We start from the raw sequence: 24,614 nt of genomic DNA on the forward strand, positions 1-24,614 counted from the left end.
CGGTTTGGGCGCGTTGAGTTGGGTTGGGTTGTGCTGAGGAGACGGATAGGCGTCTAAATAGCACACCCCCGACCCGTTCACCCTGAGCCTGTCGAAGGGCTGGCGCGGCCTGCGCCCAGGCTTCGACAAGCTCAGCCCGAACGGTGAGGGGATCACACCTAGTGGCGAGGAAGGATAGCGATGCGGCGCAAGAGACGTGGGGCAAATGGGGATGATCCCGCCTACCCCATCAAACCGCCTCCATCAACCTCCAAAGCGGCGTGCCGCAATCTCCAAGAGGCCGTCAAAAATCAGGTTGTCCACCAGCTCAAACGGCCGGGTCATGCTGGGCGCCATCTTCCAGCCAGCGCCGCCGGTCATGATGCAGGCGGGCTCTTGCCCACTGTGCTGCAGCAAGTGCTGGTACATGCGCTCCACCGCCCCGGCAATGGCATAGGTGCCGCCGCTGGTCAGGGCATCGCTGGTGTTGGTCGGAAAGGTCTGCACCTCACCCGTGGGCACATGCAGCCCGGCGGTGCCGGTCTCCAGCGCGCGCAGCATGATGCCGTGGCCCGGCAGGATGAGCCCGCCCAGAAACTTGCCCTCGGCGTCGATGCACTCCACCGTTACCGCCGTACCCACCATCACCACCACCAGCGGCCGCGCAGGCCCTTGGGCCAGCACGTGGTGGCGTGCCCCCACCATGGCCACCCAGCGGTCCGATCCCAGGCGCGAGGGGTAGTCGTAGCCGTTGGTGAGTCCCGCCTCTTCGGCCGACGACACCACCCACTGCGGCGCCACGTCCCAGCGCACCATTTGCTCCATCTGCTCTTGCACCCGGCGCTTGGCGGCGTCCCCAGCCACCACGCAGCCCAGCATGTGCGCAGGTGCGGGCAACTGGGCCCAGCTGCTTTCGGCCAAGCGGTCGATGTGGTCGAGAAACTCGGCACCGTGCGCGATGAGCGCTGCGCCGGGGCGGTGAGCGTCGTACAACGCCCATTTGAGACGGGTGTTGCCGACGTCGATGGCCAGAAATGTCATGGCGCGGATTATCCCGAGTTTTGCCAAGCCCCCCGAAACGGGGGATACACAAAGATACAAGCACTGTCACCTGCCGGACGGACTGGCCGCCACGGCATGCCCAAGCACTCTGCATGCAATCCCGCGCAATTGTCAAAAATTTTCATGCGCGCTTGGCCTACACCCTTTTGTCGCACATTCGCTCTACAGTGGGCCTCCCAACATTGGCACCACTAGGAGGTATCTCATGGGTCTTTTCAGTTTCATCAAAGAGGCGGGCGAAAAACTGTTTGGCGGCAAAGAGGTGGAGGCCGCTGCGGCCCAGGCGGGCAGCAACCCCGCTCCCTTGCAAGACCTGAACGACAAGGCCGCACGCGCCATCGAGGCCTATATCGCCTCACAAAACCTGGGCGTACAAGGCGTGCAGGTGGCGTTTGACGGCACCAGCGGCAAGGTGGTGGTGCAAGGCCAGGCCCCCACGCAGGAGGCCAAGGAGAAAGTCACCCTGTGCTGCGGCAACGTGGCCAGTGTGAAAGACGTGGACAACCTGATGGCCGTGTCGGCCCCTGCGCCCGAAGCCCAGTACCACGACGTGGTGCGCGGCGACACCCTGTCGGCCATTGCCAAGAAGTTCTACGGTGATGCCAACAAGTACCCCGTGATTTTCGAGGCGAACAAGCCCATGCTCAGCCACCCCGACAAGATCTACCCCGGCCAGAAACTGCGCATTCCGCCACTGGCCCAGTGAGCTGCAGTCTTTAAGCAAAAAGAGCTGCCAGCGCTTGATAGATAAGCGCTGGCAGCTCTTTTTTTAGGAGCACCCATTTCATCCCTGGCCCGCGCCTGAATGAAAAGCCCCCGCAGAGGCGGTCTCAGGGTGAGCGCTCAGCCCTGCCGCCAGGGCAGGCCGTGAAAGCGCCAGCCGCCCTTGCGCCCGCGCTGGCCGTTGTCGTCGGGGTCGCCTTCAAAGCCTTCGAGGATGTTGTAGGCCGTGAGCCCCAGCTCGGTCGCTCGCTTGGCGGCGGCGATGGAGCGCACGCCGCTGCGGCACAGCAGCACCACGCTCTGGCCTTGGGGCACAGCGGCGCGCAGCTGGGCATCAAAGTCAGGGTTCATGGCCATCCCGGGCCATTGCTTCCACGGCACAGCGGCGGCGTTGGGCACGCGGCCCACCCATTCCAGCTCGGCGCTGCTGCGCACGTCCACCAGCACGGCGGTGCCGTCTTGCACCCACTGCCAGGCTTGCTGGGGGGTGATGTCACCGGCGTAGCCTGCGGCCGGAGCGATGGCTTGGGGGGAGATCATGGGCGGTTTCCTTGTGACTCTGGGAGGTTGGGCAGATGGGGCAGCGGGTGCCGGTCGTGGCTAATCCAGCAGCGGCGCAGGCTCTTCGCGCAGATGGTTGCGCAATTCGGCGTAGTCAGGCACCACGGTGGCCACGGTGTTCCAAAAGCGGGGGCTGTGGTCCATCACCTGCAGGTGGGCCAGTTCGTGGGCCACCACGTAGTCGATGACGGCCGGGCGGTAGTGCACCAGCCGCCAGTTCAGGCGGATCGAGCCATCGGCCTTGGCGCTGCCCCAGCGGGTTTCGGCGCTGGACAGGCGCAGGCTCGTCCACTGCACGCCCAGCAGCGGGGCAAAGTGGTCCAGCCGCTCGATGAAGTAGCGGCGCGCATCGCGCATCAGCCAGGCCAGCACGGCGTCGCGGATTTGGGCGGCGCTGGCGTCGGCGGGCAAGCCAACGAAGAGTTGTGCAGGGGTGCTTGTGGTCTGTGCGTCGGCAGCCTGGGCAGGCTCTGCAGCCACCAGCGCCCCGCCCCGCCCGCTGCGGCTTTGGGTCGGGTCCAACACCACTTGCAGGGGGTGGCCCATGTAGGGCAGCACCACGCCATCGGCCCAGCAAATGCGCCCGCCCTCCAGCCGCTGCTGGCGCTCGCGCGCCTGCACCAGCTTGGTCATCACCCAGGCGCTGCGCTCGCGCAGCACGCCATCCACGGCCGACAAGGCCACCCAGGTCGGGGCGCGCACGGCCAGGCCATCGGCTCCCACGGTGAAGCCAATGGTGCTGCGCCGCGAGCGGTGCAGCGAGTAAGCCACCAACGCATCGCCCAGCAGCACCTCGCGGTTGGCCTGGGGGTGGCGGAATTCGGTGGGGGGCAGCAAGGATGCGATGGGCGCAGGCGGAGCGCTGCGCAAAGGCTGCATTGCTATGACTTCAGGAGCTGTCAGCGCTTTATTAATGGGCGCTAGCGGCCTTTTTTGCTTCAAACCCTGCGGCACCTGTGCCGCCCGCTGGCGCCCAGGCGGCGCGGGTGGGGTGCGGCCCCTCGGTGCCTTGGCCTGGTTGGGCGAGGGCACGGGCGCAGCCCCCGGGGCGGGCGCCACGCTGCGCTGCACGCCCTGCGGGTCAAACAGGTCCAGCGCCAGTTGCACCAGTCGCTCCATCACAGGCCGTCGCTGAGGTCGGTGGGCGCTGGCGGCTGCGCCGCTGCGTCTGGGGTGGATGCCAGCGCGGGGGCATCGCGGTAAGCCTCGGGGTCCAGGCGGCGCATTTCGGCTTCGATCCAGGCCTCCACCTCGCGCATCAGCTCATCGGCCTGGCGGCCCGCCGTGGGGATGGGCTGGCCAATGGACACGTCCACCACGCCCGGGCGCTTGATGAAGGCCTTGCGCGGCCACACCTTGGCCGAGGTCACGGCGACCGGGATCACTGGCGCGCCCGCATCGATGGCCAGGCGCGTGCCGCCGTTTTTGTACTGACCCTTCTCGCCCCGCTCCACCCGCGTGCCTTCAGGGAACATGATGACCCAGGTGCCTTTGGCTAGCAGCGCCTTGCCCTGCTGCACCACTTTGTGAAAAGCCCGGGCGCGGGCGCTGCGGTCGATGTGGATCATGTCCAGCCGCCCAATGGACCAGCCGAAGAACGGCACGTACAGCAGCTCTTTCTTGAACACGTAGGCCAGCGGGCGCGGCATGATGGCGGGCATCAAAAACGTCTCATAGGTGGACTGGTGCTTGACCAGCAGCACCGCACCGCCCTGCGCATCCTTGGGCAAATGCTCCGCACCAGTGATGCGGTAGTGAATGCCCAGCAGCGGGCGTGCGCTGTTCACGCTCAGCGCCAACCAGGCGCGCGCAATGCGGTAAACCGGCGCACCGCGCAGGCCCAGCAGCGACGCCAGCAAAATGGCGAGCGTGTAGGGCACCACGGTGATGGCCATCCACAGCATGTGGATGATGGATCGGATCAACGCCATAGTTATGAGTCTTTCAGGCCGCTAGCGCTTGATAAATAAGCGCTGGCAGCTATTGTTTTTATAGTATCAAGCCGCCACGCCAGGCACTGCAGGGGGCGTCGAGGGTGGCGCAGGTGGGGGCGATGCCTGAACCGTGGCAGGCAGCAATTGCTCCACCCACTGCGCCAGGCTGGCATGCACCTGCGTGCCTTGCGGCCACACAGCGGGCAAGGGCTGCCCGGGCACCAGCGCGGCGGCGTGCCCGGTGCACACCACATGCAGCTGCGCGCCCAGGGCGGCCCCGGCCTGCAGGTGCGCCAAGCAATTGCCCACCACCAGCACATCGTGCGACTCCACGCCATAGCGGTCGCAAATCTGCTCCAGCAGGCCCGGTGCGGGCTTGCGGCAAGTGCACTCTTCGTCGGCCGCATGGGGGCAGTAGAAGACTGCGTCAATGCGCCCGCCCACAGCGGCCACCTGGCGGTGCAGCTTGGCGTGGATGGCATTGAGCGCCACCACGTCCAGCAACCCCCGCCCCAGCCCAGGCTGGTTGGTGGCCACCACCACATGCCAGCCTGCATGGTTCAGCCGGGCAATGGCCTCCAGCGCGCCAGGCACGGGCACCCAGTCGTCTGCCGAGGTGATGTAGTCATCGCCCAAGGCATTGAGCAGGCCGTCACGGTCCAGGATGGCGAGTTTCATGGGTTGCTTCCGTTGAAGGGGGTCACCAGCACCAGCCTACCAGAGGCGCCAAGCGCACATTCGCCCGCAGCGCCTCAAGCGGCGAGGCGCGACAAGTCGGCCACGCGGTTCATCGCCTCGTGCAGGCTTTTGAGCAGGCCCTGGCGGTTCAGGCGCAGGTCCAGTTGCTCGGCGTTCACCATCACGTCGTCAAAGAACGCATCCACCGGCGCGCGCAGCACGGCCAGGGTTTGCAAGCTGGCGGTGTAGTCGCCCGCGTCAAACTGCGCGTTGGCCTCGGGCACAAAGCGCTGCAGGGCGGCAAACAGGTCTTTCTCGGCCTGCTCTTGCAGCAAGGCGGGGTTCACATGCGCATCCACCGGGCCTTCGACCTCGGCCTTTTTCAGGATGTTGCCCACGCGCTTGTTGGCGGCTGCGAGCGCTGGGGCTTCGGGCAAGGCCGCAAAGGCGCGCACGGCGGCGAGTTGCTTTTCGACCAGGGCCAGTCGCTGTGGGCGCAGGGCCATGACGGCGTCGACTTCCTGCGCCCGGTAGCCCTGCTCGCGCAGGCTGCCTGCGAGGCGGTCGTAGATGAAGTCGGCGAGCTGTGCCGATGCGTCGGTGATCTTGTCGCCAAAGGCGGGCACAGCACCGGCCAGCAGGGCGCTCAAGTCCAGTGGCAGGTCCTTCTCGACCAGCATGCGGATCACACCCAGTGCGTGGCGGCGCAGTGCGAACGGGTCCCGGTCGCCCGTGGGCAGGTTGCCAATGCCGAACATGCCGACCAGGGTTTCGAGCTTGTCGGCCAGGGCCACCACCACGCCCGCCGTGTTGCGGGGCAGTGCATCGCCCGCAAAGCGGGGCTTGTAGTGGTCTTCAATGGCGTGGGCCACGGTCTCGCCCAGGCCGTCGTTCAGGGCGTAGTAGCCGCCCATGATGCCTTGCAACTCAGGGAATTCGCCCACCATGTCGGTCACGAGGTCGGTCTTGGCCAGTTGCGCGGCCAAATCGGCGTCTTGCACCAGTTGCGCATCGCCCAGCTGGGATGCAATCGCCTTGGCCAACTCTTTGGAGATGGCGCGCACGCGCTCCACGCGTTCACCCTGCGTGCCCAGCTTGTTGTGATAGACCACCTTGCCCAGGCCGTCAACGCGCGAGGCCAGCGTCTTCTTGCGGTCTTGGTCAAAGAAGAACTTCGCATCGGCCAGGCGCGGGCGCACCACGCGCTCGTTGCCGCCAGTCACAAAGCTGGTGTCTTCGGGGCTGATGTTGCTGACCACCAGGAACTTGTTGGTCAGCTTGCCTGCGGCGTCCAGCAGCGGGAAGTACTTCTGGTTGGCCTTCATCGTGAGGATGAGGCACTCTTGCGGCACGCCCAGGAACTGCTCTTCAAACTGGCAGATGACTACATTGGGCCGCTCGACCAGCGCGGTCACTTCGTCCAGCAGGGCTTCGTCTTCAATGGGGCGGGCACCGTTGCCCACTTTGGCAGCGGCAGCAGCGAGCTGGCGGGCGATCTCGGCCTTGCGCTCGGCAAACGATGCGATCACGGCGCCGTCTTTTTTCAGCGTGGCGGCGTAGCTGTCGGCGTCTGCAAGCACCACGGGCGACACGGCCGCTTCAAAGCGGTGGCCTTGGGTGCTGTTGCCTGCTGTCAGGCCCAGCGCCTTCACCGGCACCACGGCGCTGCCATGCAGCGCCACCAGGCCATGTGCAGGGCGCACAAAGTTCACACTGCTCCAGCCGGGCAGCTCGCAGTCGGTTTCGAGCTGGTAGCTCATCACCTTGGGGATGGGCAGCTTGGCGATGGCTTCATCGATGGCCTTTTGCAAGCCAGCAGTCAGCGTTGCACCGGGCACCACGCTGTCATAGAACAGGGCCTCGGCCTTGCCATCCTGTGCGCGCTTCAAGGCCGCCACGGCGGCTGCGGGGTCGGACACATCAGCGCCCAGCGCCTGCAGCTTTTTGAGCAGCGCAGGCGTGGCGTTGCCGTCCGCTTGAAGGCCCACGGTCACAGGCATCAGCTTTTGCTGCACGGCCTTGTCAGCGGCCTTGTCAGCCACGGCGGTCACATGCGCGGCCAGGCGGCGAGGTGAGGCGAATGGCGTGACGGCAGATGCCGCTGTGGCCAAACCTTGCGCTTTGAGCTGGTCTGCCAGCACGCTGGCGAAGGCATCGCCCAGCTTCTGCAGCGCCTTGGGGGGCAGCTCTTCCACAAACAGTTCGACGAGGAGATTTTGGGTGGTCATGGGATCAATCAGCTCAAAGACGGCGTGACCGCGTTGTAGTGCAGCACGGTAGGAAAGGGGTCGTAGAAATGGTGCAGCAGCGTGCGCCATTCCTGGTATTGGAGAGAGCCACGAAAGCCCTCGGTGTGGTCTTGCAGCGTAGCCCAACGCACCAGCAGCACGTACTGGTGGTCATCTTCCACGCAGTGCTGCAGCTCATGCCCTTGGTACCCGGGCATGGACGCAATGATGCGCTGCGCCTGGGCAAAGGCCTGCTCAAACGCGGCCGTCTGGCCGGGCTTGATCTGCAGGGTGGCAATCTCCAGAACCATCAGGCGGCCTTCTTGGCCGTGGGTGCCATCTGCTCCACCCACTCGCGCGGCGCCATGGGGAAGCCCAGGCGTTCGCGGCTCTCGTAGTAGCTTTGCGCCACAGCGCGGGCCAGGTTGCGGATGCGGCCGATGTATGCAGCGCGCTCGGTCACGCTGATGGCGCCACGGGCGTCCAGCAGGTTGAAGCTGTGCGCGGCCTTGAGCACTTGCTCGTACGCGGGCAGCGCCAGCTGCTGCTCCATCAGGTACTTGGCCTGCTTTTCGTGCGCGTTGAAGGCGGTGAACAAAAAGTCGGCGTCGCTGTGCTCGAAGTTGTAGGTGGACTGCTCCACCTCGTTTTGCTTGTACACGTCGCCGTAACTCAGGGTGTCGGTCCACTTCAGGTTGTAGACGTTGTCCACGCCCTGCAGGTACATGGCCAGGCGCTCCAGGCCGTAGGTGATTTCGCCAGTGGCAGGCTTGCAGTCGATGCCGCCCACTTGCTGGAAGTAGGTGAACTGCGTGACTTCCATGCCGTTGAGCCACACCTCCCAACCCAGGCCCCAGGCGCCCAGGGTGGGGTTCTCCCAGTCGTCTTCGACGAAGCGGATGTCGTTCTTCTTCAGGTCAAAGCCCAGAGCTTCGAGCGAGCCCAGGTACAGCTCCAGGATGTTGGCCGGTGCGGGCTTGAGCACCACCTGGTACTGGTAGTAGTGCTGCAGGCGGTTGGGGTTCTCGCCGTAGCGGCCGTCCTTGGGGCGGCGGCTGGGCTGCACGTAGGCGGCCTTCCACGGCTCGGGGCCAATGGCTCGCAGGAAGGTGGCGGTGTGCGAGGTGCCAGCGCCCACTTCCATGTCATAGGGTTGCAAAAGGGCGCAACCCTGCGCGTCCCAATAGGACTGCAGCTTCAGAATGATTTGCTGGAAGGTCAACATGAGGTGTGGGGCCCTGACAGAGCCAGGGCCGGGCAATAAGAAAGAATGAAAAGGCGGGTCGGCCAGCGCACTGCACACAAGCAGAGCACCCAGGCCGCCGGTGCAACCCCTGATTTTACGGCGCAGCCAGCACAGCCGCCGAGGGACGTGCCCCCATGAAAAAAGGCCAGAGCCCTTTTGGAGCCCCAGCCTTCCCAACCAGTCACGCAAGCAGTAAGCCGTTGCGCACCAGTGACTACCGTTTCAGGCAGCCCGTCGGCGCACCTGTTGTGCGCCAAGTCTCATATGAAATACCCACCGCTGCACAGTTCACCACCCGTCAAAACTGGCGCGAACCAAGCGAGCGCCCCCGCGCAAGGGCCGCCCCGCCGCGCTGGGGGCGTCCCCCTCCGGGGGGAAGGCGCCGAAGGCGACTCAGGGGGATCAATACTCCCAGAAAATGCGCTGCAGTTCCTTGCTGTCGTTGGTCTTGGTCAATGCGACCATGGCCAGGATGCGGGCCTTTTGGGGGCGCAGGTCGTGGGCCACCACCCAGTCGTACTTGTCGTCAGGCTGCTCAGCATTGCGCAGCACAAAGCCATCGGGCACGCGGGCCGAGCGGATGATTTGCACGCCCTGGCCACGCAGGGTCTTGAGCGATTCCACGGCCTGGGCCGCCACCGAGCCGTTGCCTGTGCCAGCGTGGATCAGCGCCTTGACGCCAGCCTTGCCGTAAGCCTCGATACCCGTGGTGTTCATGTTGCCGTAGCCGTACACGATGTCCACGGCGGGCAAGGCCTTGATGTCGTCGATGTTGAATTCAGACTGCGCGGTGTGGCGCTTGACGGGGGCACGGAACCAGTAGTTCTTGCCCTCCACCACCATGCCCAGCGGGCCCCATTGGCTCTTGAAGGCTTCGGTCTTGATGTTGATGGTTTTGCTCACATCGCGGCCGCTCTGGATTTCGTCGTTCATGGTGACGAGCACGCCCTTGCCAGCGGCGTCCTTGCTGGCCGCCACGCTCACAGCGTCGTACAGGTTCAGCGTGCCGTCGGCCGACAGGGCCGTGCCAGGGCGCATGGAGCCCACCACCACGATGGGCTTGGTGGTGCGCACCACCAGGTTCAAGAAGTACGCGGTCTCTTCCAGCGTGTCGGTGCCGTGGGTGATGACGATGCCGTCCACATCGGCCTGCTTGGCCAGGGCCGAGACGCGCTGGCCCAGCTTGAGCAGGTGCTCGTTGGTGAAGCTTTCGGAGGCGATCTGGAACACTTGCTCGCCCGACACCTTGGCCACGTTGGCCAGCTCTGGCAGGCCTGCCAGCAGCTTGTCCACCGGCACCTTGGCGGCGGCGTAGGTCGCGCTGTTGGCGGCCGAGGCGCCTGCACCCGCAATGGTGCCGCCCGTGGCCAGCACCACCACATGGGGCTGGGCTGCCTGGGCCATGGCGGCTGCAGACAGGGCCGAGAGCACCACACCCGCAAACCAGCGGCGGGTGATGGACGAGGACGAAGAAGAAATGTGCATGAAAAGTCTCCAGATAATTTTGCGGGGCCCGCCGGTTGCGGCTTCGGCCCCTTGCCCGTCTTGTAGAACGGTGCCGCATCCTATGAGAAACCCACACACAGTGAAGTGGAATAATTAACCCAACCCTGTGAGTTGAATTCACACCCATCAAGACGCCTGCCGCACGCCATACCTAAGATGGCGGCAGGCCCACCGCACCAAGCGCGCCATGAACCTGCGACAGCTGGAAGTCTTTCAAGCCGTTTTACAAACCGGCAACATGAGCGCGGCCGCCCGCCTGCTGTGCATCACCCCGTCGGCTGTCAGCAAGGCCGTGGCGCACACCGAGCTGCAGCTGGGCTACCGGCTGTTTCTGCGCACGCCATCGGGCCTCACGCCCACCCCTGAAGCGCAGGTGCTGGCGACCGAGTCCACGGGCATCTACCGCCAGTTGGACGCGCTCAAACGCACCGCGCGCAACCTGGCCGCCAGCGACTCGGGCGATGTGCGGCTGGCCGCAATCCCCTCCATCACGCACGAATTCTTGCCACGCCTGCTGCAACACCACGCCCAGCAGCACCCCCAGGTCGGCGTGGAGGTGCGCACACTGCACCAGGACCAGATGACGCAGGCTTTGCTCACGCGCAGCGTCGACTTTGGGCTGGGGTTCTACAAACACCCGCACCCACAGGTGGCCAGCGACCTGCTGGTGAGTGGGCGGCTGTACCTGGCCGTGGCCGCCACGGTGTGGGGGCAGGCCCCGCGCACCGCCAGCCCCGGCGCCCGGCTGGCCCAGGTGCCGGTGATCCGGCTGGTGGGCGACGACCCCATGCGCCAGTCCATTGACGAGATTGCGCAGCGGCTGGGCTCCCCGGCCGGGCCGGGCATCCAGGTGCAGACCTCGCGCCTGGCGCTGGAGCTGGTGCGCCGGGGCATGGGCTGGACGGTGGTGGACTTTTTGACCGCCACGGGGCTGGACCCCGCGCAGATGGTGGCACTGGAGTTGCACGAGCTGGCCCCCATGTCGCTGTACAGCTACCACGCCAGGTCGTCCCCGCCCAGCCTACCAGCCACCCGCATGCTGGCCATGCTGCCGGTGCTGCTGCATCAAACGCTCTCAGGACAGCAGGGGCCGCGTGCATGAATTAACCCAGCACCCGCTCGCCGAGAAGACGGCTTGTTTCGAGAGCCTCTTGCGCGCTCGTCAGTTATCGTTTGCAGCCTGTGCAATCGCAGGACCCAGACGAGGGCAGCCGTGCAAGGGCCGCCCCGCAGCACTGGCTGCGTCCCCCTTCCCGAATTGCACAGCAATTCGAGAGAAGGGGGAAGGCGCGAAGCGCCTCAGGGGGATCGCTCAATCTCCCCAGCGGCGCAGCACCAGGCTGGCGTTGGTGCCGCCAAAGCCGAAGCTGTTGGACAGCACAGTGGTCAGCTGCGCATCGCGCGTTTGCGTCACCAGGGGCATGTCGCCCAGGGCGGGGTCGGGCGTTTCCACATTGGCCGAACCGGCGATGAAACCCTGGTTCAGCATGATCACGCAGTAAATCGCCTCTTGCACGCCCGTGGCGCCCAGCGAGTGGCCGGTGAGCGACTTGGTGGACGAGAACGGGGGCACCTTGTCGCCAAACAGGGCACGCATGGCGCGCACTTCCTGCATGTCACCCACCGGGGTGGAGGTACCGTGGGTGTTGATGTAGTCGATGGGGGCGTTCAGCCCTTCCATGGCTTGCTGCATGCAGGCAATGGCACCGTCGCCCGAGGGGGCCACCATGTCTTCGCCGTCGCTGGTGGCACCAAAGCCCACCACTTCGGCCAGGATGTTGGCGCCGCGGGCCAGAGCGTGCTCCAGGCTTTCCAGCACCACGGCGCCGCCGCCGCCTGCGATCACAAAACCATCGCGGTTCGCGTCGTAGGCGCGCGAGGCTTGCTCGGGCGTCTCGTTGTACTTGCTGGACATGGCGCCCATGCCGTCAAACAGCAGCGACATGCCCCAGGACAGTTCTTCACCACCACCGGCAAACATCACGTCCTGCACGCCCCAGGCGATCTGCTGCGCCGCAGCGCCGATGCAGTGCGCCGATGTGGAACACGCCGAGGTGATGGAGTAGTTGATGCCCTTGACCTTGAAGTTGGTGGCCAGGCAGGCGGACACGGTGGAGCTCATGCAGCGCGTGACCTGGTACGGCCCCACGCGGCGGATGCCTTTTTCGCGCAGCGTGTCGGCCGCTTCGATCTGGTTGGCAGGCGAGCCGCCGCCCGAGCCCATGATGAGGCCGGTGCGAGGGTGGCTGACCTGCTCGGGCGTCAGGCCCGCTTGTTGGATCGCGTCTTCCAGGGCGATCTGAGCGTAGGCCGCCGCATCGCCCATGAAGCGCAGTTGCTTGCGGTCAATGCGCGCTTCGATGTCGATCTCCGGCGCGCCGCCCACCTGGCTGCGCAGGCCCAGTTCCTTGAACTTTTCCACGGCCTTGATGCCGCTCTTGCCCGCACGCAGCGAAGCTTCTACCGTGGCCAGGTCGTTACCAATGCACGAGACGATGCCCGCGCCGGTGATGACTACGCGCTTTTTGGTCATGCTGCGTCCTTGCCTTCTTCCTCGCGCTTGAACAAGCCCACACGCAGGTCGTTGGCTACATAAATTTCCTTGCCATCGGCCAGCAAACGGGCATCGCCAATGGCCATGACCAGCTTGCGCTTGATGACGCGCTTGATGTCGATTTCGTAGGTGACCAGCTTCACGTCTGGGCCCACTTCGCCGGTGAACTTGACCTCGCCCGCACCCAATGCGCGGCCACGGCCGGGCAGTTGCAGCCAGGTCAGGTAAAAACCGATGAGTTGCCACATGGCATCCAGGCCCAGGCAGCCGGGCATGACAGGGTCACCCTGAAAGTGGCAGGCGAAAAACCACAGGTCGGGCTTGACGTCCAGTTCCGCGCGGATCTTTCCCAAACCGTGCGCGCCCCCATCGCTGTCGATGTGCGTGATGCGATCAAACATCAGCATGGGTGGCAGCGGCAGGCGCCCGCTGTCAGCGCCGAACAGCCGGCCCTCGCCCGAGGCGATCAGTTGTTCGTAGGAAAAGGAATCTGCCATGTTCAGTCGTGCTCCAGAACGGCGGCTTGGCCGCCTCAAATCATCGTTCGTGCAACCTTCACCCCTGGTTGCGGGCCTCTATTATCAAGGCTTGGCATGTCCGCCGGACGGGATACACCCTGATTGCGCTCGGGGCTCCCTTTCGCAACATGACCTGGATCAAGCCAGCGCACGCCCAAGGCACGGCCCGTGGGGAGGTTTCAGCACCGCCCGCTTCAGGCCAAAGTCGGTCGGCGGCTCACTCCATACCAAACGGCAGGTGCCTGGAATACGCCCCAGGCGCCGGGCCGCGCCGACGTGCCACCCACGCCACACACACCACCAGCAGGCCCGCGCACCACAGGGGCCACAGCCCCCAGCGCGACGCCCACCATGCAAAGGGGGTGACGCCGCCATCGGCCGACACGCCCTGCCCACGTCCCTGTACCTCGGCGCGCAGCACCCCACGGGTGTGACGCTCCAGCTGGTGGGTGACCACGCCCCGGTGGTCAATGATGGCCGTGGCGCCGGTGTTGGTGGCGCGCACCATGGGGCGCTCCAGTTCCAGGGTGCGCATGCGGCTGATCTGCAGGTGCTGGTCAATGGCCAGCGTGTTGCCAAACCAGCCAATGTTGCTGAAGTTGACCATCACCGTGGGTGCCTGGGCTGGGTCGGCAAAGCGCGCGGCCAGCTCTTCGCCAAACAAGTCTTCGTAGCAAATGTTGGGGGCAATGCGCTGCCCCACCCACTCGAATGACGCCTGGCCCACCGTGCCCCGGTTGAAATCCCCCAGGGGTATGTTGAGCATGGCCGTGAACCACTTGAACAGCGGCGGAATGAATTCACCAAAGGGCACCAGGTGGTGCTTGCTGTAGGTGTAGACGGGCTCGGCCGCGCCGCCACTGGGCATGCCGGGCGTGCTGGACGGGCGCCAGCCCAGCACCGAGTTGGTGTAGCCCGCACGGGCATTGCCCAGGGGTATGCCCACCAAAGCGGCCTGCGCGCCCTCGGTGTACCGGGCCTGCAACCCTTCCAGATAGCCCGGAATCAGCTGCTGCGGCAGCAGCGGTATCGCCGTCTCAGGGGCCACGACCAGCGTGGCCGTCTCGCTGCGCAACTGCTGCGCGTACCACTGCAGCGCCAGCGGCACACCGCTGCCTTCCTCAAATTTTTCATCTTGCGGGATATTGCCCTGCAGCAGGGCCAGTGACAGCGGTGGGGCCGGGGCCCGCGACGGGGTGTAGCACAGCTCTACCGCACAGTGGCGCTGCAAGGCCGCCCAGCCGCCAACCGCCACCACAGCCAAGACGGCCACCCAGGTGGACCAACGGCGCAGATCCGACCCGCGGCACTGCACGCACGCCATGGCCAGCCCTGCGGACACCGCCCCCACCCCATACACCCCCACCCAGCGGGGCAGCGACGCCAGCGGCCCCTGCACATGGGCATAGCCCCCTGCGCCCCACGGAAAGCCCGTGAACCAGGTGCCACGCACCAGCTCCGCCAGCAGCCAAAGCGCTGCAAAAAGCATAGCTGCCAGCGCTTTATTGGCGGGCGCTAGCGTGCAAAAAGACCATAAAGCCGCCGCATAGTACAGCGCCAGGAACGCCGCCAAGGCCAGCACAGCGGCCACGGCCAGCGGCGCAGCCAGCCCGCCATAGGTGTGCAAGGAAATGAACAGCCACCAGAAGGTGCCGCACAACCAGGCCAGGGCAAACGAAAAACCCAGCCAGGCCCCCTGCCGCCCGCTGGGGCGCAGGTGGTGCAGCAACCCTGCCAACACCAGCATCGACAGCCACTGCAGCCACCACACAGGCTGGCCCGTGCCGGGCCAGGCGAGCGATGCTGCCTGGGCCAGACCGGCCAAGGCAGACAGCCCCGTGGCAGCCACCATCGCAGGGCGGCTGCGCGACATCAACGCCCGGGCCATCAATGTTCGGCAGCGCCAGGCGCTTCCACCCGCGACACCTTGAACCAGCGCACCGCGCCGCCCTTGGTGTGCAGCACCACAAAATGCAGCCCGCACAGCTGCAGGTGTTCGCCGCGCTTGGGCACGCGGCCCATTTCGTGGGCGATCAGGCCGCCAATGGTGTCAAACGCGTCCACGGGCTCGCTGCCCTGGATGTGAACGCCAAAGGCTTCAGACACCCGCTCGATGGGGGTGTCGCCGCTGACGCGGTAGGTCTTGTCGGCCAGGCCAAAGATGTCGCCCGAGTCTTCGGCAATGTCGAATTCATCCTCAATCTCGCCCACAATCTGTTCAAGCACATCTTCAATGGTGACCAGCCCGGCCACGCGACCAAACTCGTCGATCACGATGGCCAAGTGGTTGCGGTTGCCGCGAAACTCGCGCAGCAGGTCGTTCAGGCCCTTGCTCTCGGGCACAAACACGGCGGGCCGCAGCAAGGCGCGGATATTGAGTTCTGGCGCCCGCTGCAGCTTCAGCAGGTCTTTGGCCATGAGGATGCCAATGATGTTCTCCCGCCCACCCTGGAACACCGGAAAGCGCGAGTGGGCCGTGTCGATCACCGAGCGCAGCAGCACATCGGGCGGCTCATCGATATCGACCATGTCCATGCGGGGTGAGGCCACCATGACATCGCTGGCGGTCATGTCGGCCATGCGAATCACTCGCTCAATCATCACACGCGAGTCGGCGCCGATGACCTGGTTGTCCTCGGCCTCCGCCAGGGTCTCGATGAGTTCTTCTGCAGAGTCGGGGCCGGGGTGTATGAACTCGGCCACCTTTTGCAGAAAAGTGCGCTTGTCTTCCTTTTCGGGCAAACGCCCAGGGTGCGGGTCAGACACTGTCGTGGATTGCAGGACTTGCAGTAGTGGTGAACAGAGCCCAAGGATAGCGGATTGCGTTGACAAGGCAACGACGCAGCGCAGGGCGGCTGCTCATACAAGACTCAGGGGCGCTGGGTGGGCGCGCTATTGCGCAGCAGGTGCGCGGCGCCCAGGAAATCGCAGGGCAGTGCGGCCCATTTGGCCGAAAGCCCTGCCCGTGTCAGTGCTTACTCAGCCGACTGGTGGCGTGCGTGCTGCACACCCCGGCGCACTTCCTGCACGCCGGACAGAAAATCCCAGAACTGCTTGGCTTGCTTTTTGAACTGATAGTCCACCTCGGCAAACTGCTGCTCCACCATCTCGGCCACGCGGGTGTCAAAGCTGGCAGGCTGGATGTGCAGGTAGGCCTCGGATTCAGAGCCATCGCGCTGCACGGTGGCACCGGCTTTGCGGGCGATCTTGAGCATGGCCGTGTTTTCAGACAGGGCGTGGATGAACACCATGTTCACGCCTTCGTTGCGGGCGTGCATGACGGCACGCTCGAACAGGCGGGCACCAAAGCCCCGGCCACGGGCCTGCTTGAGTACGGAAACACCGAACTCTGCGCAGTGCTTGTGCTGGGGATGCTCGGAGAAAGCCAAGTGGGCCATGGCCACCAGCTCCAGGCGGCGGTTGTAGATGCCAAAAATTTCGTCGCGGCTGAAGTCGAGTTGCTCGGCGTAGCGGCGGATTTGCTCGTCATTGGCGGCGTAGCCAAAACGCAGGTAACGGTCTGCGGGCTCCAGCTTGAGCAAGTGGGCGGTAATGCGCTCGCGGTACGAAGGGCCCAGCGAGCGGATAGGAACCATCAAGGGCGTGGAAGGCATGCCTGCCTCCTTGGAAGAATGACTGTTTCGGGTGCGCAGCATGCCGGTGCTGGCGTGCCAGGATGCCTTGAGCAGGGCTTTGGTTGCGATCATGGGGTGAACTTTAAGGGTTTTCCCTGATTTTTTCCAGCAGTTTTGCTGCAACGCAGCAAAATAGAGCCACCACCCCAGACCTCCGGCACCTGCCAAGTGCACCCAAACTGCCTCATGGTCGCTGCCAACGCAGCCAAATCACCTTACCCGGGGGCATCCAGGCTTTCAAGACAGGGGTTTCCAGTACAGCGCCTGCCGAGCTGGTGGCTTGGACTGCTCCAATGCGCCCGACAGGGGCGAAACGCATGCGGAGTCCCCCAGCAAGGGCCGAGCCCCGGCCTCCAGCACCGGCTTGGCACCGGGCAGCAAGACGTGGGCACGGTCCACAGACACCCCCACCTCATGCCCTATGAGCAGGCTCAGGCGTTGCAGCCCCGCCGAATGGGTCAGCGCCACGCTGCCCGTGTCGGCGCTCATGACCACCTCCCGCATGGCTGAGGCATCTACACGCAGCGCTACCTTGCTCTCTGATGGCCGGGCAGGATCGCAGACTGGCATTTCGGGCCCATTGCGACCACCTTTTGACGTGCTACAGTCGCTGCAGTCCGCCTGGGCCGCACGCAAATCGAGCGACGCCACATTGCCACTGACCCGCACAGCGACGCCATCCACCCGCAGCTCAGCGACCGGCTCCACGGCATGGATGTCAGCCTCGGTCACCACCAGATGGCGAAACTGCGCTGGCACCGTGACGGAATGCAGCCGTGACCAGCGCCTGCGGTGCCCAGGAGACTGCGCGGCGGGCTCCTGGGCCGCAATGATCACCAGGGTGTTGCCCTCACGGAACACTCCCAGCCGATGCGCACCATCGTCCGCGTCAGTGGCCGTTTGCCCCAAGGGATAGGTGCGTGCCTCAATACCTTGCCCCGTCCCAACCAGGACATCAACCGAACGCCGGTAGCCTCCGGCATCGGCGCCCTGCACAATCTGCAAGCGGGTCAGGCCTGCAATGTCCTGGGCATCCAGCACAAAGGCGGGGTCTGACCGATAGCGTGGCTTGAGCACCTTGAGGCCCGTCAACCCCAAACCACCCCAAAAGAGCAGCAAGGCGGCCATGAAAATCCAGGGGCCTCGGCGGCGACGGCCCTGTGCCGTGGTGAAGGCCATCACAGCAGCTCTTTCTCTTGCAGGTTGACATACACCAGGCCCCACAGCAGGCCCGGCACCACGATCCACACCAAAGCATTGAGCCCATGCAGCCAGGGCGTGAACACCTCGGCTTCCAAGCTCCACCATACGGACAAGGATTCCGTGCGGGCCCCCGTCACCACCGTCCATAGCACCGTCAGCACAAACAGCGCAAACCCCACCACCAGGGCCTTGAGCATGCCCGCCTTGCGAAAGTACAGCGTGCCCGCCAAGACAAACGCCTGACTCGCCCACAGTGCCATCCACAACCCCATCTGGGCGCGCAGCGAGATCACAGCATGCTCTCCACCGTGCGGCCACCACGGCACAAACAAAAAGTACTTGTCCAGCGACACCACCCCTTCGCTGAGCAGGGGCCGCACAAACACCACCAGTTGCAGCACGGGCCAGGACATCAGCAAAAACAGGGCGCTGTAGGCCAGCGGGTAAAACACCGCCACCACCAGCACGCACAAGGCCCACTTCTCCAGCACCGATGCCGGCCGCATCAGGATGAGCAAGGCCGACTCGCGCTGCGCAATGCCATCAAAGTACCGGCCTGCAAACACATAGCCCGTCAGGAAAAGCCCTGAAAAATAAAACGCGGCCTGGACTTCTGCATCGAAGGCCTTGAAGCTGGACACACCCAGCGTCAACAGCAGCAGCACCGCATACAAAATGGCCAGCACCAGCAGATAGCCCAGGTAGTGGCGGCGCTGCTCTGCCCAATGGGCCAGCGCCAGGCATTCAAAACGCGGCCAGTTCCACGCCTGCGTGGATGGCGGTGTCGACGGTGTGTCTTGGCTCATGCGAGGGCTCCTTCTGCGGTGGGTGCACCGTCCGCCGTGGCCAGGGCTTGCAGCATGGCATCCCGGTTCAAACTCAAGGCTTTGTACAAAAGCTCCAGTTGCAAGGCACCTTCCTCTGGCACCCCAGCCACGCGCCGGGCCACATAGGCCACCTGTGCGCCCAAGGCCTCCTGGTACAAAAGGCCGTCCGTCGGCAAGGCCTGCGCAGTGGCCGCCACCCCCATGGTCAGGCGCTCAGCCAATTCGTCCATGCGGGCGGCCAGGGCCAGCCGCCCCTGGTCGATGAACCAGATATGGCTCAGGATGCTCTCGAGGTCGTGCGCCTGGTGGGTGCTGATCATGACCACGCGCTGTGCCTGCTCAGGCCGCCGCATCAACTCACGAAACTGCCCCCGGCCCACGATGTCCAGACCGTTGGTCGGTTCGTCCATCAACAGCAACGGGGTCTGGGTGGCCAAGGCAAAGGCAATGGCGGCCTTCTTCTTCTGGCCCAGGCTCATGGCCTCAAACCGGCTGTCCACCGGCACCTCCAGCACCTGCAAATAATCGCTGAACAGAGCGTGCGAAAACCGGGGGTAAAAGCTGCCGTGGGTGCGCGCCAGCTGGGCGGCAGTCAGGTTGGGCAGATGAAACTCCTCGGGCACGATGTAGATCGAGGCCAGAAACTCCGCCGCGCGTTGCCGGGGCTGAAAACCCAGCACCCGTACACGCCCCTGCCAGGGCGTGAGCAAGCCACACAGCAGCCGCAACAAGGTGGACTTGCCGCTGCCGTTGCGGCCAAACACACCATAAATACCCGGCTGCCCAATCTGGGCTGAAAAATCGGCATACAGCGCTGCCCGGCCATAGCCGTAGTGCAGGCCTTCTATCTGGATCATGTCCGCCTCCCGCCCGTCCTGCGGGCTGGCGGATTATGTCTGCGCACCAGGGGCCCTCTTGCTCTTGCGCCTCAGCTAACGCGGCTGCCGTGACTTTGGTCACGCTCTGCTCAAAGCATGCAGCGTCAGGACCTGCGTCTAGACAGGCACAGCGGTCGTGGCCTTCACGCTGTCCAGCACAAAACTGGTCTTGCAGTCTTGTACGCTGGGGTGCTTGAGCAGGGTGTCCATGATGAAGCGGCTGTAGTGCGCCATGTCCTGCACCACCACCCGCAGCAAATAGTCCATCTCCCCGGTCAGCGAAGAGCACTCCACCACCTCGGGCCAGGTCTGCACGCTGGCGCGAAACAGGTCCATGGGGTTGCGCTTGTGGCTCTCGGTGTGCTTTTCCAGGCGCACATTCAGGTAGGCGATCAGCCCCAGCCCCACCGCCTCGGGCTTGACCAGGGCTACGTAGCGGTCAATCACCCCAGCCTCTTCCAGCCGCTTGACGCGGCGCAGCACCGCGCTGGGAGAGAGGCCAATCTGGGCGCCAATGTCGTCGTAAGTGGCGCGCCCATTGATTTGAAGGATGCGAAGGACAGCACTGTCCAAGCGATCCAGCGTGTGTGCAGCAGTCATGCCCGGGATTATGAAAGCGGTGGATCGACGCCACAGCGCAAACCAGCACACAAACATCATGGTTAACCCTGAATGCGCACAAAACCTGCGCCCAATGCAAAAACACGGATTTTTCCTGCAACTCACTCGGGGCACTTTCTCCAAACGCTGTTTTATTGATCTGGGTGGCTTCTAAAGTGGACTCCACCGTGGCAACTGGCCACAAGTCCCTCACAACGGAGCCCCAACCATGAACGCAGCATTGCCCCAACAGGCCGCCCAGGCCACCGCCGCCTGGGAGAACCCCATGGGCACCGACGGCTTTGAATTCATCGAATTCGCCGCCCCCGATCCCCAAGCCATGGGCAAGGTGTTTGAGGGCATGGGCTTCAAGCCCGTGGCCCGGCACCGCCACAAGGCGGTCACCCTGTACCGCCAGGGCGAGATCAACTTCATCATCAATGCCGAGCCCGACAGCTTTGCCCAGCGCTTTGCGCGCCTGCATGGCCCCAGCGTCTGCGCCATTGCGTTCCGCGTGCACGATGCCAAAGCCGCCTACGAACGCGCACTGGGCCTGGGGGCCTGGGGCTACGCTGGCACCGCAGGTCCGGGCGAGCTAAACATCCCCGCCATCAAAGGCGTAGGTGACAGCCTGATCTATCTGGTGGACCGCTGGCGCGGCAAGAACGGCGCCAAGCCGGGCGACATTGGCAACATCGGCTTTTTTGACGTGGACTTCGAGCCCCTGCCTGGCGTCTCGGCCGACGAGGCACTGAACCCCAAGGGCCACGGCCTGACCTACATCGACCACCTCACGCACAACGTGCACCGGGGCCGCATGACCGAGTGGGCCGACTTTTACGAGCGCGTGTTCAACTTCCGCGAGATCAAATACTTCGACATCGAAGGCCAGGTCACCGGCGTCAAGAGCAAGGCCATGACCAGCCCGTGCGGCAAGATCCGCATCCCGATCAATGAGGAAGGCAAGGAAAAGGCCGGCCAGATCCAGGAATACCTGGACATGTACAAGGGCGAAGGCATCCAGCACATCGCCATGGGATCGGACGACCTGTATGGCACCGTGGACGCCCTGCGCACCAGCGGCGTGCGCCTGCTCGACACCATCGACACGTACTACGAGCTGGTGGACAAGCGCATCCCCGGCCACGGCGAGCCGCTGCAGGCCCTCAAGGACCGCAAGATCCTGGTGGATGGCGTGGCCGGCAAATTGCTGCTGCAAATCTTCAGTGAGAACCAGTTGGGCCCGATCTTCTTCGAGTTCATCCAGCGCAAGGGGGACGACGGTTTTGGCAACGGCAATTTCAAGGCGCTGTTCGAGTCCATCGAGCTGGACCAAATGCGCAGGGGTGTGCTGACCAAATAGCACGCCTGCGGAAACAGACCGTTACCTATACTGAGCAGCATTCGCATCCGGAGAAACCCACATGCTGCTTCGTTCCCTCTTCTTTGGCGCACTGCTGTGCGGCGGTGCCACGCTTGCGTTGGCACAAAATCCCGGCGCACCGCTGACCATTGTGGTGCCTTACCCCGCAGGAGGCCCGCTGGACACCGCTGCCCGCCTGCTGGCAGACGGTGCCAAAGCCCAACTGGGCGCCATTGCGGTGGAGAACAAGCCCGGCGCAGGTGGCAACACCGGCGCCGAGCTGGTGGCCAAGTCACCCAAGGGCAGCAACCAGCTGCTCATGGGCGCCGTGGCCACCCATGCCGTCAATCCCTGGCTGTACAAAAGCTTTCCCTACAACCCGATCAAGGACTTCAAGCCGCTGGTGCTCGTGGCGCGCACACCCAATGTGCTGGTGATGAATGCAGAGCAAGCCAAAAAACTCGGCATCAACACCACTGCCGATCTGGTGCAGTACCTCAAGAAGAACCCGGACCAGCTCAAGTACGGCTCGGGTGGCAACGGCAGCATCGGCCACATTGCGGCAGAAATGTTCAAGTCGCTGACCAACACCAAGATGGGCCACACCCCTTACCAAGGGTCTGCCCCCGCCTTGGCGGCGCTGACTTCGGGGCAGGTGGGCCTGGTGTTTGACAACCTGGCATCGGCCCTGCCCCACATCCAATCGGGCAAGTTCAAGGCCCTGGGGGTCACCACCCTCAGCCGCGACAAGGCGCTGCCGGACGTGCCCAGCATCAACGACTCGGTGCAAGGCTTCAATGTGTCGACCTGGTTTGGGCTGTTTGCACCCGCCAGTCTGCCTGACGCCGACGCTCGCCGTTATGCCAACGCATTCACTGCAGTGATGCAGTCGGCGCCGGGCAAGGCAGGCCTGCAAAAGATGGGGATTTCGCCAGAAGAGCTGAGCCTGGACGGTTTTTCGCAGTTCGTGAAGTCTGAGTACAACAAGTACGAGTTCTTGATCAAGGCCGCAAAAATCAAAATCAATTAGCCGCCAAAGGTCGGGCGCATGCGGCCCGCAGAGTGAACAGGGCCTGGGCGGCACAGGAGCAAACCATGGGACAACCCCCTGTCGTCTACGGCCAATCCACCCGCCCACCCCGTGGCGACTACTCTCGCGCAGACGAGGGCTACACCTGCGCGCAAAACCACGCGGCCTACACCGCTGCCAACCACGACACCTACCGGCGCCTTTACGAGCGCCAATGCGCCCTGTTGCCCAGCCTGGCCAGCGATGCCTTCATAGAGGCCCTGCCCTCGCTGGGCGTGAAGGACCACATTCCGCGCTTTGAAGAAATCAACGACCGCCTGTACCGCGCCACACGCTGGGAGATTGTGGCCGTGCCGGGGTTGATCCCTGAGGTGCCCTTCTTCACGCTGCTGGCCAACCGCAAGTTCCCCGTCACCGACTGGATTCGCAAGCCCGAAGAGTTTGACTACATCGTCGAGCCCGACATCTTCCACGACCTGTTCGGCCATGTGCCCTTGCTCTTCAACCCCGTGTTTGCCGACTACGTGCAACGCTACGGCCAGGGCGGGCTCAAGGCCCAGGGGCTGGGGGCGTGCGAGATGCTCAGCCGCCTGTACTGGTACACGATCGAGTTCGGGCTGATCCGTCAGGCCAACGGCCTGCGGGCCTACGGTGCGGGCATTCTCAGCTCATCGGGCGAGCTGCCCTATGCCGTGCAAAGCCCTGAGCCACAGCGCCTGCCGCTACAGCTGCAGCGCACCATGCGCACGCGCTACAAGATCGACACCTACCAGCAGACCTACTTCGTGATCGACAGCTTTGAGCAGCTGTTTGACATGACCGCTGCAGACTTCACCCCCCTGTACGAGCAATTGCGCGGCTTGCCGGAGTTTGCGGCCGACGAGCGCGAAGCCGCAGTGCCAGCCTGAAACCTGCCTGAAATCGGCGTCAGGGCCTGGCGATTTCGTCCAGACACGCTTGCACTACCAACGGATGCAATGCCATTTGCAGGTGGGCCACATCGCTGATGAGGCGGTGCTGTGCCCCCGGCAAGGCAGCGGTGGAGGCGGGAAAGACAATGTTGTCGCAAGGCGAGTACCAACACACGAACAAGCTGCGCCGCTCGGGTGACTCTTGCCCCGCCAAGGCTTGCAGCCAGGGGCTGTCCAGCCGCATCTGGCGGCCATTTTCAGCATGGCTGAAGCGGCCCAGCCAGGTGCCTGCGTGGGGCGTACCCAAGGTCAACACGCGGTGCACGCGCGCATCTCCCTCCGCGGCCCGCAGCCACGCCCGGGCGGCCAGCCCGCCCATGCTGTGGCACAGCAGCACCGGGGGCTGGCCGGTCGCTGCCGTGACACGCTGCACGGCCTGCTCAATGGCATCGATATACGCATCGATGGAGCCGATGACGGGCTCCAGATTGACCGCCACATGGGCATGGCCCGCAGCCCGCAAGCGGGGCAGCCAATGCAGCCACACGCCCCGGTTGCACATGAAGCCATGCACCAGCACCACTCCCCGCGCCCCATTGGGCTGGGCAGGCAGCCAATCGGGTTCGGTATGGGCAAAAAAAGGCTGGCGCCAGCAAAACACGAGCAAGGCGACCCCCAGCTCGCACCACCAGGCCCGCAGCAATTGGGGCACCGAGGCCACGGGCACGGCATCGCGCCGATTGAGGCGCTGCATGGCCATGAACTCCAGGCCCATGACGGCCACAAACACCAGCAGCGGCAACAACACCGCCCCGCAGGCCAGCCACGGCCGCTCAGGCCACCACCACACCAGACACCCCACGGCGTACAAGAGCAACGACAACAAAAACACCTTCTGAGAACGGGCAAGCATGGGCGGTGGCGCGGTAGGGAAATGTGAGGGCCCGGCAAGGCCAGAGCACGTTGGCGGGCAGTGTGCACCAGCCCGGCCAGGGGCGCCCGGCTACGGGCGCCGCCCCGCAATTTCCCGCGGATTCTGTCGCCTGCGAGACGTAGAACGCATCCACCCTAGGACAAGCCCGATAACCGCGCTGCCCCGCGTGCTCCCAGAATGGGAATGCAAGCCGTTTATCCCAGCGGCCACTCGGTTTATCAACCCGCCAAACCCGCCATTGCGC

General features: G+C 64.5%; 24 protein-coding genes. 5 read left to right on the forward strand and 19 right to left on the reverse strand.

Features of this window, described 5'->3' with window-relative positions; translation table 11 throughout:
- Window positions 1–243: 243 nt before the first annotated feature.
- On the reverse strand, window positions 244–1,020 hold the full coding sequence (locus EAG14_RS18765; protein WP_121729781.1) for a type III pantothenate kinase: 777 nt from the start codon (window positions 1,018–1,020) through the stop codon (window positions 244–246).
- Between the two features lie 226 nt (window positions 1,021–1,246).
- On the opposite strand from EAG14_RS18765, the gene lysM reads away from it, so the two are divergent.
- Window positions 1,247–1,747, forward strand: coding sequence for a peptidoglycan-binding protein LysM (gene lysM, locus EAG14_RS18770; RefSeq protein ID WP_099657805.1), 501 nt, complete (start codon window positions 1,247–1,249; stop codon window positions 1,745–1,747).
- A 137-nt stretch (window positions 1,748–1,884) separates the two neighbouring features.
- Here the strand turns inward: lysM and EAG14_RS18775 are convergent, their stop codons facing one another.
- The 8 genes from EAG14_RS18775 to EAG14_RS18810 all read right to left on the reverse strand — a co-directional run bounded on the left by EAG14_RS18775 (window position 1,885) and on the right by EAG14_RS18810 (window position 9,896).
- Window positions 1,885–2,304 (reverse strand): rhodanese-like domain-containing protein, encoded by a 420-nt coding sequence (locus tag EAG14_RS18775; protein WP_121729782.1) that lies wholly within the window; start codon window positions 2,302–2,304, stop codon window positions 1,885–1,887.
- Between the two features lie 60 nt (window positions 2,305–2,364).
- Window positions 2,365–3,444: a M48 family metallopeptidase gene (locus EAG14_RS18780; RefSeq protein ID WP_121729783.1), complete on the reverse strand. Its 1,080-nt coding sequence runs from the start codon at window positions 3,442–3,444 to the stop codon at window positions 2,365–2,367.
- Window positions 3,444–4,256 (reverse strand): 1-acyl-sn-glycerol-3-phosphate acyltransferase, encoded by an 813-nt coding sequence (locus EAG14_RS18785; protein ID WP_121729784.1) that lies wholly within the window; start codon window positions 4,254–4,256, stop codon window positions 3,444–3,446. The genes EAG14_RS18780 and EAG14_RS18785 overlap by 1 nt, the downstream gene beginning before the upstream one ends.
- A 66-nt stretch (window positions 4,257–4,322) precedes the next feature.
- Window positions 4,323–4,937, reverse strand: coding sequence for a D-glycero-beta-D-manno-heptose 1,7-bisphosphate 7-phosphatase (gene gmhB / locus EAG14_RS18790; protein ID WP_121729785.1), 615 nt, complete (start codon window positions 4,935–4,937; stop codon window positions 4,323–4,325).
- A gap of 74 nt (window positions 4,938–5,011) precedes the next feature.
- The gene (gene glyS, locus EAG14_RS18795) at window positions 5,012–7,165 is read right to left on the reverse strand and encodes a glycine--tRNA ligase subunit beta (protein WP_121729786.1); all 2,154 of its coding nucleotides are present in this window, start codon (window positions 7,163–7,165) and stop codon (window positions 5,012–5,014) included.
- 8 nt (window positions 7,166–7,173) lie between these two features.
- Window positions 7,174–7,476 (reverse strand): antibiotic biosynthesis monooxygenase, encoded by a 303-nt coding sequence (locus tag EAG14_RS18800; protein WP_099658988.1) that lies wholly within the window; start codon window positions 7,474–7,476, stop codon window positions 7,174–7,176.
- Window positions 7,476–8,390, reverse strand: coding sequence for a glycine--tRNA ligase subunit alpha (gene glyQ, locus EAG14_RS18805; protein ID WP_099657799.1), 915 nt, complete (start codon window positions 8,388–8,390; stop codon window positions 7,476–7,478). The genes EAG14_RS18800 and glyQ overlap by 1 nt, the downstream gene beginning before the upstream one ends.
- A 423-nt stretch (window positions 8,391–8,813) precedes the next feature.
- On the reverse strand, window positions 8,814–9,896 hold the full coding sequence (locus EAG14_RS18810) for a type II asparaginase (protein WP_099657798.1): 1,083 nt from the start codon (window positions 9,894–9,896) through the stop codon (window positions 8,814–8,816).
- Window positions 9,897–10,104: 208 nt separating this feature from the next.
- On the opposite strand from EAG14_RS18810, the gene EAG14_RS18815 reads away from it, so the two are divergent.
- Window positions 10,105–11,019, forward strand: a complete 915-nt coding sequence (locus EAG14_RS18815; protein ID WP_099657797.1) for a LysR family transcriptional regulator — start codon at window positions 10,105–10,107, stop codon at window positions 11,017–11,019.
- Window positions 11,020–11,229: 210 nt separating this feature from the next.
- Here the strand turns inward: EAG14_RS18815 and fabB are convergent, their stop codons facing one another.
- From fabB to EAG14_RS18865, 9 genes are all read right to left on the reverse strand, one after another.
- Complete coding sequence (gene fabB, locus EAG14_RS18825) at window positions 11,230–12,450, reverse strand: beta-ketoacyl-ACP synthase I (protein ID WP_099657796.1); 1,221 nt, start codon at window positions 12,448–12,450, stop codon at window positions 11,230–11,232.
- Window positions 12,447–12,968 carry a 3-hydroxyacyl-[acyl-carrier-protein] dehydratase FabA gene (gene fabA, locus EAG14_RS18830; RefSeq protein ID WP_099657795.1) on the reverse strand — a complete coding sequence of 174 codons (522 nt, stop codon included), beginning with the start codon at window positions 12,966–12,968 and terminating at the stop codon, window positions 12,447–12,449. Before fabA ends, fabB begins: the two co-directional genes overlap by 4 nt.
- A 238-nt stretch (window positions 12,969–13,206) precedes the next feature.
- Window positions 13,207–14,877, reverse strand: a complete 1,671-nt coding sequence (gene lnt, locus EAG14_RS18835) for an apolipoprotein N-acyltransferase (RefSeq protein WP_121729787.1) — start codon at window positions 14,875–14,877, stop codon at window positions 13,207–13,209.
- On the reverse strand, window positions 14,877–15,755 hold the full coding sequence (locus EAG14_RS18840; protein ID WP_099742973.1) for an HlyC/CorC family transporter: 879 nt from the start codon (window positions 15,753–15,755) through the stop codon (window positions 14,877–14,879). The genes lnt and EAG14_RS18840 overlap by 1 nt, the downstream gene beginning before the upstream one ends.
- 209 nt (window positions 15,756–15,964) lie before the next feature.
- Window positions 15,965–16,696 carry a GNAT family N-acetyltransferase gene (locus EAG14_RS18845; RefSeq protein ID WP_099657792.1) on the reverse strand — a complete coding sequence of 244 codons (732 nt, stop codon included), beginning with the start codon at window positions 16,694–16,696 and terminating at the stop codon, window positions 15,965–15,967.
- Between the two features lie 165 nt (window positions 16,697–16,861).
- The gene (locus tag EAG14_RS18850) at window positions 16,862–17,803 is read right to left on the reverse strand and encodes a hypothetical protein (RefSeq protein WP_121729788.1); all 942 of its coding nucleotides are present in this window, start codon (window positions 17,801–17,803) and stop codon (window positions 16,862–16,864) included.
- Window positions 17,803–18,633 (reverse strand): hypothetical protein, encoded by an 831-nt coding sequence (locus EAG14_RS18855; RefSeq protein WP_121729789.1) that lies wholly within the window; start codon window positions 18,631–18,633, stop codon window positions 17,803–17,805. The genes EAG14_RS18850 and EAG14_RS18855 overlap by 1 nt, the downstream gene beginning before the upstream one ends.
- Window positions 18,630–19,511 carry an ABC transporter ATP-binding protein gene (locus EAG14_RS18860; protein ID WP_121729790.1) on the reverse strand — a complete coding sequence of 294 codons (882 nt, stop codon included), beginning with the start codon at window positions 19,509–19,511 and terminating at the stop codon, window positions 18,630–18,632. Before EAG14_RS18860 ends, EAG14_RS18855 begins: the two co-directional genes overlap by 4 nt.
- 138 nt (window positions 19,512–19,649) lie before the next feature.
- The gene (locus EAG14_RS18865) at window positions 19,650–20,132 is read right to left on the reverse strand and encodes an Lrp/AsnC family transcriptional regulator (RefSeq protein ID WP_099657788.1); all 483 of its coding nucleotides are present in this window, start codon (window positions 20,130–20,132) and stop codon (window positions 19,650–19,652) included.
- A gap of 229 nt (window positions 20,133–20,361) precedes the next feature.
- On the opposite strand from EAG14_RS18865, the gene hppD reads away from it, so the two are divergent.
- The 3 genes from hppD to phhA all read left to right on the forward strand — a co-directional run bounded on the left by hppD (window position 20,362) and on the right by phhA (window position 23,433).
- Window positions 20,362–21,495 carry a 4-hydroxyphenylpyruvate dioxygenase gene (gene hppD, locus EAG14_RS18870; RefSeq protein WP_121729791.1) on the forward strand — a complete coding sequence of 378 codons (1,134 nt, stop codon included), beginning with the start codon at window positions 20,362–20,364 and terminating at the stop codon, window positions 21,493–21,495.
- 61 nt (window positions 21,496–21,556) lie between these two features.
- Window positions 21,557–22,525, forward strand: coding sequence for a tripartite tricarboxylate transporter substrate binding protein (locus EAG14_RS18875; RefSeq protein WP_121729792.1), 969 nt, complete (start codon window positions 21,557–21,559; stop codon window positions 22,523–22,525).
- Between the two features lie 65 nt (window positions 22,526–22,590).
- Window positions 22,591–23,433 carry a phenylalanine 4-monooxygenase gene (gene phhA / locus EAG14_RS18880; RefSeq protein ID WP_121730556.1) on the forward strand — a complete coding sequence of 281 codons (843 nt, stop codon included), beginning with the start codon at window positions 22,591–22,593 and terminating at the stop codon, window positions 23,431–23,433.
- 19 nt (window positions 23,434–23,452) lie between these two features.
- Here phhA and EAG14_RS18885 read toward each other — a convergent pair whose 3' ends face one another.
- A complete protein-coding gene (locus tag EAG14_RS18885; RefSeq protein WP_121729793.1) occupies window positions 23,453–24,349 on the reverse strand; it encodes a triacylglycerol lipase in 897 nt (298 codons plus the stop codon).
- Window positions 24,350–24,614: the final 265 nt, after the last annotated feature.

This window comes from Acidovorax sp. 1608163 (assembly GCF_003669015.1).
Lineage (GTDB): Bacteria > Pseudomonadota > Gammaproteobacteria > Burkholderiales > Burkholderiaceae_C > Acidovorax.

What these genes read in the sequence shown, in the direction of transcription:
- glyS (WP_121729786.1), bottom strand. Translation starts at nt 7,165, where the DNA reads ATGACCACCCAAAATCTCCTCGTCGAACTGTTTGTGGAAGAGCTGCCC.
- EAG14_RS18850 (WP_121729788.1), bottom strand. Translation starts at nt 17,803, where the DNA reads ATGGCCTTCACCACGGCACAGGGCCGTCGCCGCCGAGGCCCCTGGATT.
- EAG14_RS18885 (WP_121729793.1), bottom strand. Translation starts at nt 24,349, where the DNA reads ATGCTTGCCCGTTCTCAGAAGGTGTTTTTGTTGTCGTTGCTCTTGTAC.
- hppD (WP_121729791.1), top strand. Translation starts at nt 20,362, where the DNA reads ATGAACGCAGCATTGCCCCAACAGGCCGCCCAGGCCACCGCCGCCTGG.
- EAG14_RS18815 (WP_099657797.1), top strand. Translation starts at nt 10,105, where the DNA reads ATGAACCTGCGACAGCTGGAAGTCTTTCAAGCCGTTTTACAAACCGGC.
- EAG14_RS18765 (WP_121729781.1), bottom strand. Translation starts at nt 1,020, where the DNA reads ATGACATTTCTGGCCATCGACGTCGGCAACACCCGTCTCAAATGGGCG.
- EAG14_RS18800 (WP_099658988.1), bottom strand. Translation starts at nt 7,476, where the DNA reads ATGGTTCTGGAGATTGCCACCCTGCAGATCAAGCCCGGCCAGACGGCC.
- EAG14_RS18785 (WP_121729784.1), bottom strand. Translation starts at nt 4,256, where the DNA reads ATGGCGTTGATCCGATCCATCATCCACATGCTGTGGATGGCCATCACC.
- EAG14_RS18865 (WP_099657788.1), bottom strand. Translation starts at nt 20,132, where the DNA reads ATGACTGCTGCACACACGCTGGATCGCTTGGACAGTGCTGTCCTTCGC.
- EAG14_RS18810 (WP_099657798.1), bottom strand. Translation starts at nt 9,896, where the DNA reads ATGCACATTTCTTCTTCGTCCTCGTCCATCACCCGCCGCTGGTTTGCG.
- lysM (WP_099657805.1), top strand. Translation starts at nt 1,247, where the DNA reads ATGGGTCTTTTCAGTTTCATCAAAGAGGCGGGCGAAAAACTGTTTGGC.
- glyQ (WP_099657799.1), bottom strand. Translation starts at nt 8,390, where the DNA reads ATGTTGACCTTCCAGCAAATCATTCTGAAGCTGCAGTCCTATTGGGAC.
- EAG14_RS18855 (WP_121729789.1), bottom strand. Translation starts at nt 18,633, where the DNA reads ATGAGCCAAGACACACCGTCGACACCGCCATCCACGCAGGCGTGGAAC.
- fabB (WP_099657796.1), bottom strand. Translation starts at nt 12,450, where the DNA reads ATGACCAAAAAGCGCGTAGTCATCACCGGCGCGGGCATCGTCTCGTGC.
- phhA (WP_121730556.1), top strand. Translation starts at nt 22,591, where the DNA reads ATGGGACAACCCCCTGTCGTCTACGGCCAATCCACCCGCCCACCCCGT.
- EAG14_RS18775 (WP_121729782.1), bottom strand. Translation starts at nt 2,304, where the DNA reads ATGATCTCCCCCCAAGCCATCGCTCCGGCCGCAGGCTACGCCGGTGAC.
- fabA (WP_099657795.1), bottom strand. Translation starts at nt 12,968, where the DNA reads ATGGCAGATTCCTTTTCCTACGAACAACTGATCGCCTCGGGCGAGGGC.
- EAG14_RS18845 (WP_099657792.1), bottom strand. Translation starts at nt 16,696, where the DNA reads ATGATCGCAACCAAAGCCCTGCTCAAGGCATCCTGGCACGCCAGCACC.
- EAG14_RS18860 (WP_121729790.1), bottom strand. Translation starts at nt 19,511, where the DNA reads ATGATCCAGATAGAAGGCCTGCACTACGGCTATGGCCGGGCAGCGCTG.
- EAG14_RS18875 (WP_121729792.1), top strand. Translation starts at nt 21,557, where the DNA reads ATGCTGCTTCGTTCCCTCTTCTTTGGCGCACTGCTGTGCGGCGGTGCC.
- EAG14_RS18780 (WP_121729783.1), bottom strand. Translation starts at nt 3,444, where the DNA reads ATGGAGCGACTGGTGCAACTGGCGCTGGACCTGTTTGACCCGCAGGGC.
- gmhB (WP_121729785.1), bottom strand. Translation starts at nt 4,937, where the DNA reads ATGAAACTCGCCATCCTGGACCGTGACGGCCTGCTCAATGCCTTGGGC.
- lnt (WP_121729787.1), bottom strand. Translation starts at nt 14,877, where the DNA reads ATGGCCCGGGCGTTGATGTCGCGCAGCCGCCCTGCGATGGTGGCTGCC.